General features: G+C 61.0%; 14 protein-coding genes, 6 tRNA genes and 1 pseudogene. 9 read left to right on the forward strand and 12 right to left on the reverse strand.

The features are described 5' to 3' along the window. From GVL12_RS19560 to GVL12_RS27055, 5 genes and pseudogenes are all read left to right on the forward strand, one after another. Positions 1 to 300, forward strand: a pseudogene (locus tag GVL12_RS19560) (morphogenetic protein); the annotation flags it as partial. Beyond that, positions 297 to 512: a hypothetical protein gene (locus GVL12_RS19565; RefSeq protein ID WP_159917218.1), complete on the forward strand. Its 216-nt coding sequence runs from the start codon at positions 297 to 299 to the stop codon at positions 510 to 512. The pseudogene GVL12_RS19560 and the gene GVL12_RS19565, both read left to right, overlap by 4 nt. Further along, the gene (locus tag GVL12_RS26350; RefSeq protein ID WP_200843927.1) at positions 500 to 1351 is read left to right on the forward strand and encodes a hypothetical protein; all 852 of its coding nucleotides are present in this window, start codon (positions 500 to 502) and stop codon (positions 1349 to 1351) included. The genes GVL12_RS19565 and GVL12_RS26350 overlap by 13 nt, the downstream gene beginning before the upstream one ends. A gap of 62 nt (positions 1352 to 1413) precedes the next feature. After that, a complete protein-coding gene (locus GVL12_RS26355) occupies positions 1414 to 1779 on the forward strand; it encodes a DUF5131 family protein (RefSeq protein ID WP_200843928.1) in 366 nt (121 codons plus the stop codon). A 76-nt stretch (positions 1780 to 1855) separates the two neighbouring features. Further along, positions 1856 to 2158, forward strand: coding sequence for a helix-turn-helix domain-containing protein (locus tag GVL12_RS27055; RefSeq protein WP_368855048.1), 303 nt, complete (start codon positions 1856 to 1858; stop codon positions 2156 to 2158). Here the strand turns inward: GVL12_RS27055 and GVL12_RS19580 are convergent. From GVL12_RS19580 to tig, 9 genes are all read right to left on the reverse strand, one after another. Continuing rightward, positions 2144 to 3277, reverse strand: a complete 1134-nt coding sequence (locus tag GVL12_RS19580) for a site-specific integrase (RefSeq protein ID WP_159917220.1) — start codon at positions 3275 to 3277, stop codon at positions 2144 to 2146. The genes GVL12_RS27055 and GVL12_RS19580 overlap by 15 nt on opposite strands. Before the next feature lie 183 nt (positions 3278 to 3460). Next, positions 3461 to 3534, reverse strand: a tRNA-Cys gene (locus GVL12_RS19585). Between the two features lie 48 nt (positions 3535 to 3582). Continuing rightward, a tRNA-Gly gene (locus tag GVL12_RS19590) sits at positions 3583 to 3658 on the reverse strand. A 65-nt stretch (positions 3659 to 3723) separates the two neighbouring features. Continuing rightward, positions 3724 to 3799: transfer RNA gene (locus tag GVL12_RS19595), tRNA-Gly, on the reverse strand. 65 nt (positions 3800 to 3864) lie between these two features. Next, a tRNA-Gly gene (locus GVL12_RS19600) sits at positions 3865 to 3940 on the reverse strand. Positions 3941 to 4045: 105 nt separating this feature from the next. Then, positions 4046 to 6445 carry an endopeptidase La gene (gene lon / locus GVL12_RS19605; protein ID WP_235033919.1) on the reverse strand — a complete coding sequence of 800 codons (2400 nt, stop codon included), beginning with the start codon at positions 6443 to 6445 and terminating at the stop codon, positions 4046 to 4048. Positions 6446 to 6608: 163 nt separating this feature from the next. Continuing rightward, a complete protein-coding gene (gene clpX, locus GVL12_RS19610; RefSeq protein WP_159917224.1) occupies positions 6609 to 7871 on the reverse strand; it encodes an ATP-dependent Clp protease ATP-binding subunit ClpX in 1263 nt (420 codons plus the stop codon). A gap of 128 nt (positions 7872 to 7999) precedes the next feature. Then, entirely contained in the window at positions 8000 to 8608 is a 609-nt protein-coding gene (gene clpP / locus GVL12_RS19615; RefSeq protein ID WP_159917226.1) for an ATP-dependent Clp endopeptidase proteolytic subunit ClpP, read from the reverse strand. Positions 8609 to 8734: 126 nt separating this feature from the next. After that, positions 8735 to 10045: a trigger factor gene (gene tig, locus GVL12_RS19620; protein ID WP_159917228.1), complete on the reverse strand. Its 1311-nt coding sequence runs from the start codon at positions 10043 to 10045 to the stop codon at positions 8735 to 8737. A gap of 413 nt (positions 10046 to 10458) precedes the next feature. Here tig and GVL12_RS19625 point away from each other — a divergent pair. Then, positions 10459 to 10535: transfer RNA gene (locus GVL12_RS19625), tRNA-Pro, on the forward strand. A 663-nt stretch (positions 10536 to 11198) separates the two neighbouring features. Here the strand turns inward: GVL12_RS19625 and GVL12_RS19630 are convergent. After that, the gene (locus tag GVL12_RS19630) at positions 11199 to 11405 is read right to left on the reverse strand and encodes a hypothetical protein (RefSeq protein WP_159917229.1); all 207 of its coding nucleotides are present in this window, start codon (positions 11403 to 11405) and stop codon (positions 11199 to 11201) included. A gap of 434 nt (positions 11406 to 11839) precedes the next feature. Next, the gene (locus GVL12_RS19635) at positions 11840 to 12109 is read right to left on the reverse strand and encodes a hypothetical protein (RefSeq protein ID WP_159917230.1); all 270 of its coding nucleotides are present in this window, start codon (positions 12107 to 12109) and stop codon (positions 11840 to 11842) included. A gap of 127 nt (positions 12110 to 12236) precedes the next feature. On the opposite strand from GVL12_RS19635, the gene GVL12_RS26930 reads away from it, so the two are divergent. The 3 genes from GVL12_RS26930 (at position 12237) to iscB (ending at position 14899) form a co-directional block, all read left to right on the forward strand. Next, positions 12237 to 12371 (forward strand): hypothetical protein, encoded by a 135-nt coding sequence (locus GVL12_RS26930; RefSeq protein WP_306770608.1) that lies wholly within the window; start codon positions 12237 to 12239, stop codon positions 12369 to 12371. Between the two features lie 9 nt (positions 12372 to 12380). Next, positions 12381 to 12959, forward strand: a complete 579-nt coding sequence (locus GVL12_RS19640) for a cysteine hydrolase family protein (protein WP_159917231.1) — start codon at positions 12381 to 12383, stop codon at positions 12957 to 12959. A 515-nt stretch (positions 12960 to 13474) separates the two neighbouring features. After that, a complete protein-coding gene (gene iscB, locus GVL12_RS19645; protein WP_306770609.1) occupies positions 13475 to 14899 on the forward strand; it encodes an RNA-guided endonuclease IscB in 1425 nt (474 codons plus the stop codon). Between the two features lie 278 nt (positions 14900 to 15177). On the opposite strand, the gene GVL12_RS19650 is transcribed toward iscB, so the two are convergent. After that, positions 15178 to 15261: transfer RNA gene (locus GVL12_RS19650), tRNA-Leu, on the reverse strand. Positions 15262 to 15324 lie beyond the last annotated feature (63 nt).

Here is a 15324-nt window from a genome sequence, read left to right on the forward strand (position 1 = left end):
TTCTATCGCGCTGACGGCGACCACGCAGACCTGCGGCCATGGAAACCGGCAATCCACATGCCCAAGGCGCTGGCCCGCATCTGGCTGGAAATCACCGGCGTGCGCGTGGAGCGCCTGCAGGACATCACGGATGCCGACGCCCTGGCCGAAGGCGTGGATCGCACCAACACATCCATCCCGGGCTATGCCCGCGAGCGGTTCCGCCAGCTCTGGGAATCCACCGGAGGCGACTGGGCCGCCAACCCCTGGGTGTGGGTGATCGACTTCAAGCGCGACCTGTCGCAGAAAGCCCAGCCATGACCACAGCACAAGACCAACAGAGCCGCGCTGAGCCGGCAACGGTAGTCGTCGGCGCGATGCACCGAGTTAAAGCCGGCGCGTCCTTCCCGGAAAACATCCAATGCGTTAACTGCGGCGCGCAACAGGACGAATTCAGCAAGCCGTGCAGCGCATTCATGAACGAAGCAGCAGCCGCGCGCGCCGGCATTGAAGGGGCACGATGGAACAAGTAAACGACCAACGTTTCGACGTCGAGGCGCAGCACGCGGCCACAGTCATCGCCATATACACGGCAGCAACCGGGCGGGGAGAGGCATCCTGGTGCCGAGAACCTGCCACCGAGCAAGCCAAGTGGGAGCGCGCGGCGCTGGCTGCCTTTCAGATTCACCAAGCGCCGCACGCCACCCTAGCCGCCGTAGGAGCCGTTGCCGCATGCTTTGGCGATGACTGGCCCGACGTTCCGGGTGAGCCGGAAATCCTGCGGCGCGTGAAGTGGGCGGCGCGCCAGTTGCAAGCCGCCCGCGCCCTGCCTGCGGGAATGGAGCCGGTGGCGCGAGTCTGCCAAGGCGCCGGAGCGAATATCCAGTGGCGCAAGGGCATGACGTATGCCGACCTGCCAGCAATCGACGGGCAAGACCTCTACACCGCAGCCCAGGTGCAGGCCATGGGCCGCGTGCCGCCAGAGTGGCAGGCCGTGCCGATGGAAAGCACGCGAACGATGAAGGCTGCAGGACGGCAGGCGTTGAAGGGTGCTGCGGACTGCACCTCGACAGGTCAGGCTGTGATCGTATTCGAGGCTATGTGCGCAGCAGCCCCGCGGCCACCAGCCGCGCCTACTACCGAACCACAGGCCCCTACTACTGGAGCTGGCAGCGTTACTGCTGGAGCTGCGCCGGCATATCGCCTGCTGCAGCGCGGCGTCGACACCATCCAAGCTGGCGACGAGTTTCTGCAAGATGACGCTGTAACTTGGCAGCCAGACCCAAATGGAATATTCGTGGGGATTACCTACGTGGGCAACGTCCTGCTGCCTGCACGCCGCGCCATCGAACCCGCCCACGGCCTCAAGTAGCCGCCACCACAGACCAACCATCAGCCCCGCCATCGAGCGGGGCTTCTTTTTTGGAGGACGAAATGTCCGAAAACAGCAAGATCGAGTGGACCGACCACACGTTTAATCCGTGGGAAGGCTGCCAGAAGGTCGGGCCCGGCTGCGACCACTGCTATGCCGAGACGCGCAACGCGCGCTTCGCCGGCGGCACGGCCGTGAATTGGGGCCCGGGCGCGCCGCGGCGCCGCACCAGCGCCAGCAACTGGGAACAGGCCGACAAGGCCTACCAGCTCCACCACATCAATTGCGCCCAGTGCACCGCCGCGGGCATCGTCCGCAGCTCGCAAACACGCTGCCCGCAAGGGCAAGCCCTCTGGGACACATACAACAACGCGGGCATGCCCCCGCACTTCGCCTGGTTGAGCCAGGGAAAGCGCACCACCCGATGAGGCTGGTTTTCAATTTTCAGACAAGCAACTGCAAAGTTGCAACAAAGGAACTAGAACAGTGAGCGAAATCCTCCGCATGCTCAATGCCCACGACGTTGCCCCACTACTGGGCTGTCAGCCCAGCACGGTAGAGGCGGCCTGGCGAACGGGCAAACTGCCTGGCGTCCGCATCGGCCAGCACTGGCAGGTTCCCGAATCTGCCTTGCGCGAAGGCCTGCACCTGCTTGCCCTGTGCAATATGCAGCCGGTGGACGTGCCAGCCGCAGTACCAAAGCTCCCGCCGCCCATGCCTGCGGCCCGGGCGCAGGAAACACGGGGTAGGCAACGCCGCGAGCCGCCCGCATTGCCGCCCTTGCCACCAGCCCTACAGAAGTCGTAATGAAAGGTCTTCAGCACGCAGCGATGCGTAACGCAGCAGGATCTTGGGATCTTCCCATCCCATGATCTTGCAAATTTCCGTGTCGTTGAACATCCAACGATTGTTCGCATCGCGAAGCATCACCCAGCGGCAGCACGCTTCATGCCGCAGGTCATGCTCCGTGAACTTGGTAACCTCCGCGTATTCGAACAAGGTGGCGAACCGGTTGGACATCCTGCTGGAGCACTTCGGCAGATCGCCTGGCGTGCCATCCCAAAATGGAAAAATCAGCTCTCCGGGCTGCTTTCCTTCGCACCAGGCGATCAGCTTGGCGCGCAACTCGCGCTTGAGCGGCACCACGCGCGGCTTGATGATTCCCCGGTGCCCCTTGGTGCCATCCACGCGAAGGATGCCCTTCTCGCCTTCTAGCTGGCCAACGCGAAGCCAGTACGCCTCACGCAAACGCAAACCTGTGTCTACGATCAGCTCAAACAGCAACCTGAATGCTGGATCGTCGCCCCAGGGCCTCTCGCGGCCCTCGCGTTTCACGCCGGCCAGCGCCGCCGCAATCCTCTCTTCGTCTCCAGGACCAAACCGGACATCGCGCTTTGCATCCCTCACCTCGTTATCGGCATAGAGGCTGTAGCCATCTGGCAGCAGGCGCAGCACGTTCACCGGCATTGGTACACCGTCTTCGCGCTTATGCGCCTCCGCAATGTGATACCAGTCAAGCGCCCGGGCCAGTGCTCCAATGCGCTTGCGGATTGTTCCCGGCGTAGGCTTTTTCTCGCGCGCCTTCAGCGCCTTCACATAGCCCTCGGCCCAAAGGAACGTCAGCTCAGATAGGCGCAGGCCAACCACCTCCCGCAAAACAACATCGAGCACGGTGGACGTGGATGGACTGGGCGAGCCGCGCAAAGTGTACGCTCGGATGACCTCTGACACCAATGGCGACGCCGCCGCGCCGGGGGCATCAAACAAACCAGGCGGCACGATGCCAGCCGATAGCCAGCCCTCCAGCTGCTCGCCGTAGTTGCGGGCCGCCGACTCAGAATCGAATGATTGGAAAAATGGTCTTGGCAGGAGCTTATTGACAACGCGAAGTTGCCACCTGCTGCCGCGCTGCTGGATGCTTGCCATAATGAATATCAGGATGGTTTGAAGAGCCTGATCTTATGCGGCAACACGGACTTTCCGATCCGTTTGAAGTAGCAGCCGCTACTTAAACCCACTAAAAACCGACTGAAACCGGCTGTATTTCTACTGATAAAAAAATGCACCGACAGTGCGGTGCATTTAAGTCCTTGATTTACAAGGTTTTTTTGGAGGCGCGAACCAGAGTCGAACTGGTCTAACCGGATTTGCAATCCGGGGCATAACCGCTTTGCTATCGCGCCAAAACTCACACTTAGAAAAATGGGAAGCGTTTGCTTCCCATTCTAATTTGGAGCGGGAAAACGGGTTCGAACCGTCGACCTATACCTTGGCAAGGTATCGCTCTACCAACTGAGCTATTCCCGCGAACTCCCGAGAAACTTTCATTTCTCCGGAATTTCGCCAGCCACCGAAGCGACCGACTGAAAAACTGGAGCGGGAAAACGGGTTCGAACCGTCGACCTATACCTTGGCAAGGTATCGCTCTACCAACTGAGCTATTCCCGCAAACTCTCAAAAAACTTTCATTTCTCGAGATTTGCACCAGCCACCGAAGCAACTGGCAAAAAACCTGGAGCGGGAAAACGGGTTCGAACCGTCGACCTATACCTTGGCAAGGTATCGCTCTACCAACTGAGCTATTCCCGCATTTCCTCTGCAGCCTCACATTCTACAATGCTTCGTTGCTGCGATGGAGTGAATTGTAGCGTACTTTTTTGCCCACTATCGTTGAGCACCGAATTTTTTCAAATTTCAGTGCTGTACCGTGGCCGGCGTCACGGCCGACTTGTCGCTCGCCACCACGGCCGCGACTTCCGCGTCCGTCAGGGCCTCGGGCATGCGCTCGAGCGCGTACTTGAGCACCTGGTCGACCCAGCGCACCGGCACGATTTCGAGGCCGCTTTTGACGTTCTCGGGAATTTCCTGCAGGTCCTTGACGTTTTCCTCGGGAATCAGCACGGTCTTGATGCCGCCGCGCAGCGCGGCCAGCAGCTTTTCCTTCAGACCGCCAATGCCCGTGACTTCGCCGCGCAAGGTGATTTCACCGGTCATCGCGACATCGGCACGCACCGGGATGCCCGTGAGCGCCGACACGAAGGCCGTGCACATTGCCGCGCCCGCGCTAGGGCCGTCCTTGGGCGTTGCGCCATCGGGCACATGCACGTGGATGTCGCGCTTCTCGAAGGCTTCGTCCTTGATGCCCAGCATGCGCGCGCGGCTGCGGATCACGGTGCGCGCGGCTTCGACCGATTCCTTCATCACGTCGCCCAGCGACCCCGTGCGCGTGATCACGCCCTTGCCCGGCATGGTCGCGGCCTCGATGGTCAGCAGATCGCCGCCCACCTCGGTCCAGGCGAGTCCGACCACCTGGCCGACCTGGTTTTGCTGCTCGGCGCGGCCATAGGTGTACTTCTGCACGCCCAGGAACTCCGAGAGGTTGGTGTCTGTGACGACCACGGGCGCGGTGAGCTTGGACAGCTGCACTGCCTTGACCACCTTGCGGCAGATCTTCGACAGCTCGCGCTCGAGCGAACGCACGCCGGCTTCGCGCGTGTAGTAGCGCACCACGTCGCGGATCGCCGACTCCTGCACATCGAGCTCACCTTCCTTGAGGCCGTTGTTGGTCAATTGCTTGGGCAGCAGGTAGCGCATCGCGATATTGACCTTCTCGTCCTCGGTGTAGCCCGACAGGCGGATGACTTCCATCCGGTCGAGCAGCGCCGGCGGAATGTTCATCGAGTTCGAGGTCGCAACAAACATCACGTCGCTCAGGTCGAAGTCGAGCTCCACATAGTGGTCGCCAAACGCATGGTTCTGCTCGGGGTCCAGCACTTCGAGCAGCGCGCTCGAAGGATCGCCGCGGAAGTCCATGCCCAGCTTGTCGATTTCGTCGAGCAGGAACAGGGGGTTGCGCGTGCCGACCTTCTCCAGGCTCTGCAGCACCTTGCCCGGCATCGCGCCGATATAGGTGCGGCGGTGGCCGCGGATCTCGGCTTCGTCACGCATGCCGCCCAGCGCCATGCGCACGTACTTGCGGCCCGTGGCCTTGGCGATCGACTGGCCCAGCGAGGTCTTGCCCACGCCCGGTGGGCCGACCAGGCACAGGATGGGCGCCTTGACCTTGTCGACGCGCTGCTGCACGGCAAGGTATTCCATGATCCGGTCCTTGACCTTGTCGAGACCGTAATGGTCCTCGTTGAGCACCTCTTCGGCGTTCACCAGGTCGTGCTTGATCTTGGTCTTCTTGCTCCAGGGCAGACCGGTGAGCACATCGATGTAATTGCGCACCACGGTGGCTTCGGCCGACATGGGCGACATCAGCTTGAGCTTCTTGAGTTCGGCCTCGGCCTTCTTGCGCGCCTCCGCGGGCATCTTCGCCAGGCGAATGCGCTTTTCGATCTCCTCGAGGTCAGCGCCCTCCTCGCCTTCGCCCAGTTCCTTCTGGATGGCCTTGACCTGCTCGTTCAGATAGAAGTCGCGCTGGCTCTTTTCCATCTGGCGCTTGACGCGGCCACGGATCTTCTTGTCGACGTTGAGGATGTCGACTTCGCGGTCCAGCTGCTCGAACAGGTTCTCGAGCCGGGCCTTGATATCGGCCAGGTCGAGCACGGCCTGCTTGGCTTCGAGCTTGAGCGGCAGGTGGGCCGCGATCGTGTCGGCCAGGCGCCCGGCGTCGTCGATGCTCGAGATCGAAGTCAGGATTTCCGCGGGGATCTTCTTGTTGAGCTTGACGTACTGGTCGAACTGCTGCGTCACCGCGCGGCGCAGGGCCTCGATCTCGCTGGGCTTGTGGGCCGCGTCGTCGACTTCGACGGGCAGCACGGTCGACAGGAAATGGGTTTCATGGTCGACGATGGCCTCGACACGCGCGCGCTGCTGGCCTTCGACCAGCACCTTGACGGTGCCGTCGGGCAGCTTGAGCATCTGCAGGATGGTGCAGACGCAACCCACCTCGAACATGTCCGACACGGCGGGCTCGTCCTTGGAGGCGGTCTTTTGCGCCACCAGCATGATGCGGCGATCGCCTTCCATCGCCAGTTCCAGCGCCTTGATGCTTTTGGCACGGCCCACGAACAGCGGGATCACCATGTGCGGAAACACCACCACGTCGCGCAACGGCAGCAGCGGCAAATCGAGAGAGGAGGAAGGCAAAGGCTTGGGTCCTGACATGGAATTCCTTGGTAACTTTGCGGAATATGGTCCGCTTGCGGCGTATTTCAACCCGATGACCATGCCCACTTGAATGGCATGGAACGCGGGGCCGGCACAACCGGGCCCTGGAGCCAGGTTGCGCCAACGCCATGCATGGCGAAGATCAGGCTTTCTTGGCGGCTTCGCGGTACACGAGCAGCGGCGCCTTGCCGTCTTCTATGGTGGACTCATCGAGCACCACTTTTTCCACGTTGTCGGTATTGGGCAATTCAAACATCGTGTCGATCAGCGACAGCTCGAGCAGCGAGCGCAGTCCGCGCGCACCGGTCTTGCGGGCCAGCGCCTTGCGGGCAATGGCGCGCAGCGCCGCGGGGCGGATCTCGAGCTCCACGCCTTCCATCGCGAGCAGCTTGCTGTACTGCTTGACCAGCGCGTTCTTGGGCTCGGTCAGGATCTGCACCAGCGCGTCCTCGCTGAGCTCGGCCAGCGCCGTCACAACCGGCATGCGGCCCACGAGCTCGGGGATGATGCCGAACTTGATCAGATCTTCGGGCTCGATTTCCTGGAACATGTCCGAGACCGAGCGCTGCTTCTTGCTCTTGACGACGGCGCCAAAGCCTATGCCCGAAGCTTCCGTCCGGTTCTCGATCACCTTTTCGAGGCCCGCGAACGCGCCGCCGCAGATGAACAGGATGTTGGTCGTGTCGACCTGCAGGAAGTCCTGGTTCGGATGCTTGCGCCCACCCTGGGGCGGAATGCTGGCCATCGTGCCTTCGATGAGCTTGAGCAGCGCCTGCTGCACGCCTTCACCGGAGACGTCGCGCGTGATGCTGGGGTTGTCCGACTTGCGCGAAATCTTGTCGATTTCATCGATGTAGACAATGCCGCGCTGCGCGCGCTCGACTTCATAGTTGCAGCTTTGCAGCAGCTTCTGGACGATGTTCTCCACGTCTTCGCCCACATAGCCGGCTTCGGTCAGCGTGGTCGCATCGGCCATCACGAACGGAACGTCGAGCATGCGAGCGAGCGTCTGCGCCAGCAGCGTCTTGCCCGAGCCCGTGGGGCCGATCAGCAAGATGTTGCTCTTGGACAGTTCGACATCGTCCTTGCCGGCCTTTTCCTTGTGGCGCAGGCGCTTGTAGTGGTTGTAGACCGCCACCGACAGCGTGCGCTTGGCGACCTCCTGGCCGATCACATAGCTGTCCAGATTCGCCTTGATCTCGGCCGGCGTGGGCAGATCGCCACGCGCGTCGCGCGTCTCATCCGCGGGCTTCTCGTCCCGGATGATTTCGTTGCACAGATCAATACACTCGTCGCAGATAAAGACCGACGGACCGGCGATCAGCTTCTTCACTTCATGCTGGCTTTTGCCGCAGAAAGTGCAGTAGAGGTTTTTTTCGCTGGAAGTGCCTTTTTTCTCGGCCATGGGGGCGGTGCCTTGTTACAAAAGTGTGGAAAAGGATGATACTGAAATAAAAAACGGCGCCTCCCTCCAGGGGAAACGCCGCCAGCCGGAGGGTACGGGCGCGGCCGGCCAGGCGCGGCCGGCGAGGCTCAGGCGCGCTTGCTGATCACTTGATCGATCAAGCCGTAGTCCTTGGCTTCGTCCGCCGACAGGAAGTAGTCGCGTTCGGTATCGCGCTGGATCTTTTCCAGCGGCTGGCCGGTCTGCTCCGCCAGGACACGGTTGAGCTGCTCACGGGTCTTGAGGATTTCACGCGCGTGAATCTCGATTTCCGTGGCCTGGCCCTGCATGCCGCCCAGAGGCTGGTGGATCATGACCTTGGAGTTGGGCAAAGCATAACGCTTGCCCTTTGCCCCTGCCGACAGAAGGAATGCGCCCATGCTCGCGGCCATGCCGGTGCACAGCGTCGAGACGTCGGGCTTGATGAAATTCATGGTGTCGAAGATCGCCATGCCCGCGCTCACCGAACCGCCAGGAGAGTTGATGTAGAACGAAATGTCCTTCTCAGGGTTTTCGCTCTCCAGAAACAGCAACTGGGCGACAACCAGGTTGGCCGTCTGGTCATTGACCGGGCCGACCAGGAAGATCACGCGCTCCTTGAGCAGGCGTGAATAAATGTCGTAAGACCGTTCGCCACGACCCGATTGCTCGATCACCATCGGAACCATGCCCAGGCCTTGAGTTTCCAGTGCGCTCATGTTTTCTCCATTGAATGGGGGTTACTGTACCCAGAAAAGAAATGGGGCCTGTGCTCAAAAGCACAAGCCCCAAACCAGGGTCTTCCCGCAAAAAGACAGGTTTTCGCGGGAAACCGGGCGCTTGGCTTACGCTTGACCCATCAGCTCGTCGAACGACACCGACTTGTCGCTGATCTTGGCCTTGCCCAGCACGAACTCGGTCACGTTGTTTTCAACCACAACGGCTTCGACTTCGGCCAGACGCTGGCGATCGCCAAAGTACCAGCGCACGACTTCTTCGGGCTTCTCGTAGCTGGCGGCCAGTTCTTCGACGTGGGCCTTGAGCTGCTCGGGCGTGGCGTGCAGTTCGTTGGCGCGCACCAGTTCGGCGACCACCAGGCCCAGGCGCACGCGGCGCTCGGCTTGGGGACGGAACACGTCTTCAGGGATTTCGGCCTTTTCGGCGTCCTTGATGCCGCGCTGCTTGAGTTCGGCGCGTGCGCCTTCGAGCAGGCGTGCGACTTCGGCTTGCACGCTGGCGTTGGGCAGATCGAGTTCCGCCTTGGCGACCAGTGCATCCATCACGGCTTGCTTGTTGCGCGCCTGCAGGCGGAACTTGACTTCGCGCTCGAGGTTCTTCTTGATGTCGGCGCGCAGACCGTCGACAGTGCCGTCGGCGATGCCCAGCGACTTGGCCAGGGCTTCGTTGACTTCGGGCAGGTTCGCGGCTTCGACCTTCTTGAGGGTCACGAGGAAGTCAGCGGTCTTGCCGGCAACGTCCTTGCCATGGTAGTCCTCGGGAAAGGCCAGGGGGAAAGTCTTGCTTTCGCCGGTCTTCATGCCGCGCACTGCGTCTTCGAATTCCTTGAGCATCTGGCCTTCGCCGACCAGGAACTGGAAGTCTTCGGCCTTGCCGCCAGCGAAGGTTTCGCCGTCGATCTTGCCTTCGAAGTCCACGGTCACGCGGTCGCCATCGGCAGCGGCTTCGTCTTGAGCGCGCTGGGCGAACGTGCGGCGCTGCTTGCGCAGGATGTCGATGGTCTTGTCGATGGCGGCGTCGTCGACTTCAGCCGTCAGCTTGTCGACTTCAGCGGTCGTCAGATCTTCGATCTTGACTTCGGGCAGCACTTCGAACACGGCGTCGAATTGCGCTTCGCCTTCGGGCGCGCCTTCTTTTTCAGTGATGCGCGGCTGGCCGGCCACGCGCAGCTTGGCTTCGCTCACGGCCTGGGCAAAAGCTTCGCCGACCTTGTCGTTCAGCACTTCGTACTGGAGCGAGTAGCCATAGCGCTGTGCGACCACGTTCATGGGGACCTTGCCGGGACGGAAGCCGTCCATCTTGACCGTGCGGGCAACACGCTTGAGACGCGTTTCGACTTCGGACTGGATTGCGGACAAAGGCAAGCTCAGCGTGATCTTGCGCTCGAGCTTTTCGAGGGTTTCAACAGTAACGGCCATGGTTCTTCCTAATCAGGGATATGTGGACCGTGCCGGCTGCAGTGCAGCCTGCACCGTGTTCCGCAAAGTCTCACATGGATGGTGTGCGGGGACTTCCGCACACCAAGAAAATCAATAGCTTAGGCAGCGGGCGTCCAGTCCACACAGGATGAAAGCGCGTCGCGCACTAAAAATCGAATCTGCAATTATAGCGAGCCGCTCAACCTCCCAGACGGGAGGTGACCAAGGGAAACCCTGCGGCCTGCGGCAACCGCGCCTGCGGCGCGCCGGATTCGCGCATCGCCGCCCCCTGCCCCGCGGCCCGTGGAGGGGGGCCGGCAACAACGCCGCAACCGCCGCGCAAGCCCATTTTTCGAAAAATGCACACGTTTTCCAAAAGCGCCCCATTGTTTGGCATACAATAGCGTTCTCGTCGGCGTGTAGCGCAGCCTGGTAGCGCACTTGCATGGGGTGCAAGGGGTCGAAGGTTCGAATCCTTTCTCGCCGACCATTGATTCAAAAGGACTTGGCTCTGCCAAGTCCTTTTTTTATTTCCCCGGCCGTCGCACCACGGCCCGGCAGGTAAGGGGCGGCATGCCCGCAATGACAAAAAATGCCTGGGCAACCACCATCGCCCAGGCATCTCAAGAAAATCCCCTGTCGCTCACTTGCCCTTGCCAGGATTTTCCACCTCCTCGCCCTTGCCCCTGCTCTCCTCATCGGGACGCGAACGCCCCGACCTCCACTGACTGAATTCATCGGCACACTTCCGGCAGCGCTCGCCGCGCCGTGCGGGTGCAGGGCCAACATAAGGCCCGGCTTCGCCGCCTTGCGGGCCGCCGCAACTGCCCCGGCCCGCGTAGCTGCGGCAGACATCGCCGCCACGGGCCCGGCGCCCGGAATCGCGATAACCATAGTCCGCGCGCCGTGGATAGCGCTCGTCCGGGCCGGCGTTTTCACGGCCATAGATTCGCGGCGGACAGGAATAATCTCCTTCATCGCACCCAAAATGGCCTGCGCGGTTGAATTCATTGCACCCACCCGGCGGCCCCCGCCGATAATAGCCTTCCTCATGGCTGCGTGAAAACATTTGAATATCTCCAAAAATTCATTTCACCATCAACAATGAAAAAATTCAACCTTCACATAATGATCCGGTTGAATTTCAGGCCGCTTAGCCGTCGCTTTTCTGGCCCTGGCGGCCAGACTTTTCATCGTTCTTGTGACTCTGGCGCCCGGCTTCTGCATGCTGCTCGCTGCTGCCACCGCGCGATCCGCCCGCGCTGCTGGCGGTGGTGGTGCGTTTGCCGTTGGCATCCGCATTTTCCGTCTTCTTCTTGTCGGTATATTGATTATGACCATGGGGGTTATTGACAGCCATTACATCTCCTTGGAAGTTAAGTGCAAAGAATGATTTGCACGGTTAAATTCTATAAACCACTCCATTTAGATAATGTCATCAACCACCTACTTTCTTGCCAGACAAGCGCTATAGCAAATGGCAGATTGAATCAATATCTATGCACGTTAAATGCTGGCAGGGAAAATACGGAGAACCTCTCGAATACCAGCGTCGGGGAATGAGGCACGAAAGTGAATCGAGCGCTTCCCGCGGGCGGGCGCATGAGAGAAAGAGCAGATCGGCTCTGCGCGCAGCAGGCGTGCGCCATGCGAAAGCCATGCGCGGCGGCATGCTTGTGATGTGGAGCCTGTCGCGCAGCACGGCGTGGGGCCAGCGCGATGAAAACGGCAAGCTGCACGCCCGGGGCGTGGCACCGAGCCCGCCGGCACCTGCCGGCGGGGCCGCCTTGCGGGTTATTTGTTCTTGTCTTTACCGCGCGGAATCACCGAAGTGACGGGCGGCATGGGGCGATCGGAAGGACTGCCGGTTTTCGGGGCTGAAGTATCCTTTTTGGGTTTCTTGGACATCTTCTCGTTGCGCTGTTCTTTGGACATAAATTCTCCCGATGATGTCTCGAAATAAGACTCGTAGCGGCGATGGTAAGCGACAAAAGCGCGCGGGGGGAATGGCACGGCGCTGCCCCCTATCCGGTGGCGACGCCAGACGTTCGGGTGCTTGCCCATCGCCCCTCGCCTTCATTGCGAAATTGCTGCGGTCAAAGGACTACGCCTGGACCGGAAAGCACTGACAGCGCGGCCCCGCCCCTGGATCAATGATCGACGCAGGATGTTGATCACGCAGGAGGCTTGCATGCCAGGGACCGCATATGACACGGTACAGCGCAAGGGTTTGTCGCTGCACAGGCCCACCCCCGAATACGCCAAAGAGGCGGAAACCGCGATCGGTGCCGCGCGCGCGCAGCAGCAGCGCGGCCGCATGCACTGAGATCCCGCCATGGCACGCTCGCGCCTGCTCAAGCGCACGACCCTGCCGCCCAGCCGCGAAGTCCTGCTGCTGGTCGATGTGATCAACCCGCTGGATTTCCCGACGGCGCAGGCCCTCCTGCCCAGCGCCATGCTGGCAGCGCAGGCCATCTCCCGACTCAAGGGCCGCTACGCGCGGCGCGGTATATGCTGCATCTATGCGAACGACAATTACGGCACCTGGCACAGCGAGTTCCGCGACATTCTCGCGGCCTGCCGCAGTCTGCCAGGCGAGCGCGGCGAGATGGCGCGGCTGCTGTCTCCAGCCCCCGACGACCTGGTCATCCTCAAGCCCCAGCATTCGGCATTCCACTCGACGCCGCTGCAGCATCTGCTGGGAAAGATGGCGGCCGAGAAAATCACCATCGTAGGCCTGGCCGCCGACATGTGCGTAATGCTCACTGCCACCGATGCCCGCATGCTCGGCTACAAGGTATGGGTGCCCAAGGACTGCACGGCCGCGGAGTCCGCCGAGCGCAAGGACAACGCATTGCAGCAGTTGCATGCGGTATTCAAATGCGCAGTCCACGCCGCGCATCGCACAGCGTAGCGCCGCAATTCACAACGTCGTGTGCCGCATCGATCACGTAGCAAGGACTAGCTTCAGCATGCGCAAAACCATCATTTGCAATAAAAATACAAAATTATTTCATATGCACGGCAATGCAACTTCGGCATCATCGAACGCAAAAACTCAAGAACGGCACTATGTCAATTACCCCGCCCTAAAAGACGGGGCTTGGAACTGAAAGGAATCAAGCCAGATTGACCAGGGAAAGCGGTACCCAACCCGCTGCGTCGATAACAGGTCGTTCAGACGCACCAGCGAATGCTTCCTCAGTTCGCTGCTCTGCAAGGTCCGGATCATGCAGGACAAAGGTAAAGGTCCGAAGGTCTGGATCGCAGCCCGCAAGGGCTGGAGCCGGTTGTCGACATTCCCGAGGGGAGCGGGTTCGTGAGAAATCACGCGCCCCGTCACCAGGCCCGTAAGGGCTGACTGCTGGAAAGACAGCCTGGCTGCACAGATTGCAGCGCTTGTGATCAGGAGTCGATGTGGCGGTTTTTGTGTTGGACATCCATGGCAAGGCTTTGATGCCGTGCACCGAAAAGCGGGCCCGGCTGTTGCTGGACCGCGGCCGGGCGCGCGTGCATCGCCTCCTGCCTATGGTCGTCCGACTGGTCGACCGTCAGGCCGGCGACTGCGAATTCCAGCCTCTGCGTCTGAAAATCGACCCGGGGAGCAAGACTACGGGGCTCGCGCTGGTCCGCGAGGTGGCGGCAGTGGACGCTTTGACTGGCGAAGTCCAGCTGGGCGTAGCCGTGCTGAACCTGTTGGAGTTGGTCCACCGCGGCCGGCAGATTTCCGAGGCCATGACGGCGCGCCGTCAGATGCGCCGTCGGCGTCGCAGCAATCTGCGCTATCGCGCTCCAAGATTTCTGAACCGGGGCGGCGACAAGACTGGCAGGCTCGCCCCATCGCTGCAGCACCGCGTGGACACTACCATGACCTGGGTTCGGCGCATCCAGCGCTGGGCACCCGTGCGTGCCATCAGCTCGGAGCTTGTGCGCTTCGACATGCAAGCGTTGCAAAATCCTGAGATCGATGGCATCGAATACCAGCAAGGCACGCTGTTCGGCTACGAGTTGCGCGAGTATCTGCTGGAAAAATGGGGGCGTCAATGCGCTTACTGCGGCGCCAGGAATCTGCCCCTGCAGATCGAACACATCCGAGCCAAGGCCCATGGCGGCAGCAACCGCGCTTCCAACTTGACCCTGGCCTGCGCCTGCTGCAACCAGAAAAAAGCGGCACGCAGCATCGAGGATTTTCTGTCCCAAGACCACAAGCGACTAAACGCCATTCTTGCGCAGGCCCAAAAGCCGCTGCGCGATGCGGCAGCCGTCAACGCCACGCGCTGGGCACTGGCAAACGCCTTGCAGGCTACGGGCCTGCCCGTGGAGCTGGCCTCGGGCGGGCGGACCAAATTCAACCGCAGTGCGCTGGGTGTGCCCAAAACCCATGCGTTGGACGCGGCCTGCGTGGGCCAGGTCCACTCCATTGAAAACTGGAATAGCCCGACCCTGGCCTTGAAGGCGATGGGCCGCGGCAGCTACCAACGCACGCGCCTGGATAAATTCGGTTTCCCCAGGGGTTACCTCATGCGCAGCAAGCGCGTCCACGACTTTGCCACGGGCGACATGGTGCGCGCGGATGTACCCAAAGGTCTCAAGGCCGGCGTCCACACGGGCCGCGTGGCGATTCGGGCAACGGGCAGGTTCAACATCCAATTGCACCAAGCTGGCGTTTCAGCGGTGGTGCAGGGAATCCACTACAGACACTGCCGTATCGTTCAAAGGAACGACGGGTATGGCTATTTTCTTAACCCGGCCAATCACACAAAACGTGATCAGGTAAGGCCAAAAGCATCGGATGCTTCGCATCCGGCGCTCTACCTCCCCGGCATGAATGCCGAGGTTTCACGCGCACTCTGATGAAGACTCCCGCCACCCCAACCCGTTGATCCACAAGGCCGACGGCTTGGTCAGAACCCTGTCGTACCTGGAATTTGAACTGCACCCGGGGCGGTTCAATGTGCCCAACTTCAGCAAGAACGGCAGCGAGCGCTGGGGCACGTAAGCACAGCAGCCGGGCCACACACTTTGACCGAATGCGCGCCCATGCTGGGTGTACAAGCACAAAAGGCCACTTCCCAAGAGAAAGCAGCCTTTTTCACAGAATCCATGGTGGTTGAAGAAACCACCCGCTTTTTTGGTGCGGAAGAAGAGACTCGAACTCTCATGCCTCTCGGCACTGGCTTCTAAGACCAGCGTGTCTACCATTCCACCACTTCCGCACTTGTAGCTATGCCCGCACGTTCGCGCGGAACATGAAATTATACATACGCTGATTGACGCCT

Origin of the sequence: Pantoea sp. 18069, assembly GCF_902706035.1 — a bacterium.
GTDB lineage: Bacteria > Pseudomonadota > Gammaproteobacteria > Burkholderiales > Burkholderiaceae_C > Comamonas.

Excerpts from the sequence above, each read along its gene's own strand:
- GVL12_RS19565 (WP_159917218.1), top strand. The coding sequence starts at position 297 with ATGACCACAGCACAAGACCAACAGAGCCGCGCTGAGCCGGCAACGGTA.
- GVL12_RS26350 (WP_200843927.1), top strand. The coding sequence starts at position 500 with ATGGAACAAGTAAACGACCAACGTTTCGACGTCGAGGCGCAGCACGCG.
- GVL12_RS26355 (WP_200843928.1), top strand. The coding sequence starts at position 1,414 with ATGTCCGAAAACAGCAAGATCGAGTGGACCGACCACACGTTTAATCCG.
- GVL12_RS27055 (WP_368855048.1), top strand. The coding sequence starts at position 1,856 with ATGCTCAATGCCCACGACGTTGCCCCACTACTGGGCTGTCAGCCCAGC.
- GVL12_RS19580 (WP_159917220.1), bottom strand. The coding sequence starts at position 3,277 with ATGGCAAGCATCCAGCAGCGCGGCAGCAGGTGGCAACTTCGCGTTGTC.
- clpX (WP_159917224.1), bottom strand. The coding sequence starts at position 7,871 with ATGGCCGAGAAAAAAGGCACTTCCAGCGAAAAAAACCTCTACTGCACT.
- clpP (WP_159917226.1), bottom strand. The coding sequence starts at position 8,608 with ATGAGCGCACTGGAAACTCAAGGCCTGGGCATGGTTCCGATGGTGATC.
- tig (WP_159917228.1), bottom strand. The coding sequence starts at position 10,045 with ATGGCCGTTACTGTTGAAACCCTCGAAAAGCTCGAGCGCAAGATCACG.
- GVL12_RS19630 (WP_159917229.1), bottom strand. The coding sequence starts at position 11,405 with ATGGCTGTCAATAACCCCCATGGTCATAATCAATATACCGACAAGAAG.
- GVL12_RS19635 (WP_159917230.1), bottom strand. The coding sequence starts at position 12,109 with ATGGGCAAGCACCCGAACGTCTGGCGTCGCCACCGGATAGGGGGCAGC.
- GVL12_RS26930 (WP_306770608.1), top strand. The coding sequence starts at position 12,237 with ATGCCAGGGACCGCATATGACACGGTACAGCGCAAGGGTTTGTCGCTG.
- GVL12_RS19640 (WP_159917231.1), top strand. The coding sequence starts at position 12,381 with ATGGCACGCTCGCGCCTGCTCAAGCGCACGACCCTGCCGCCCAGCCGC.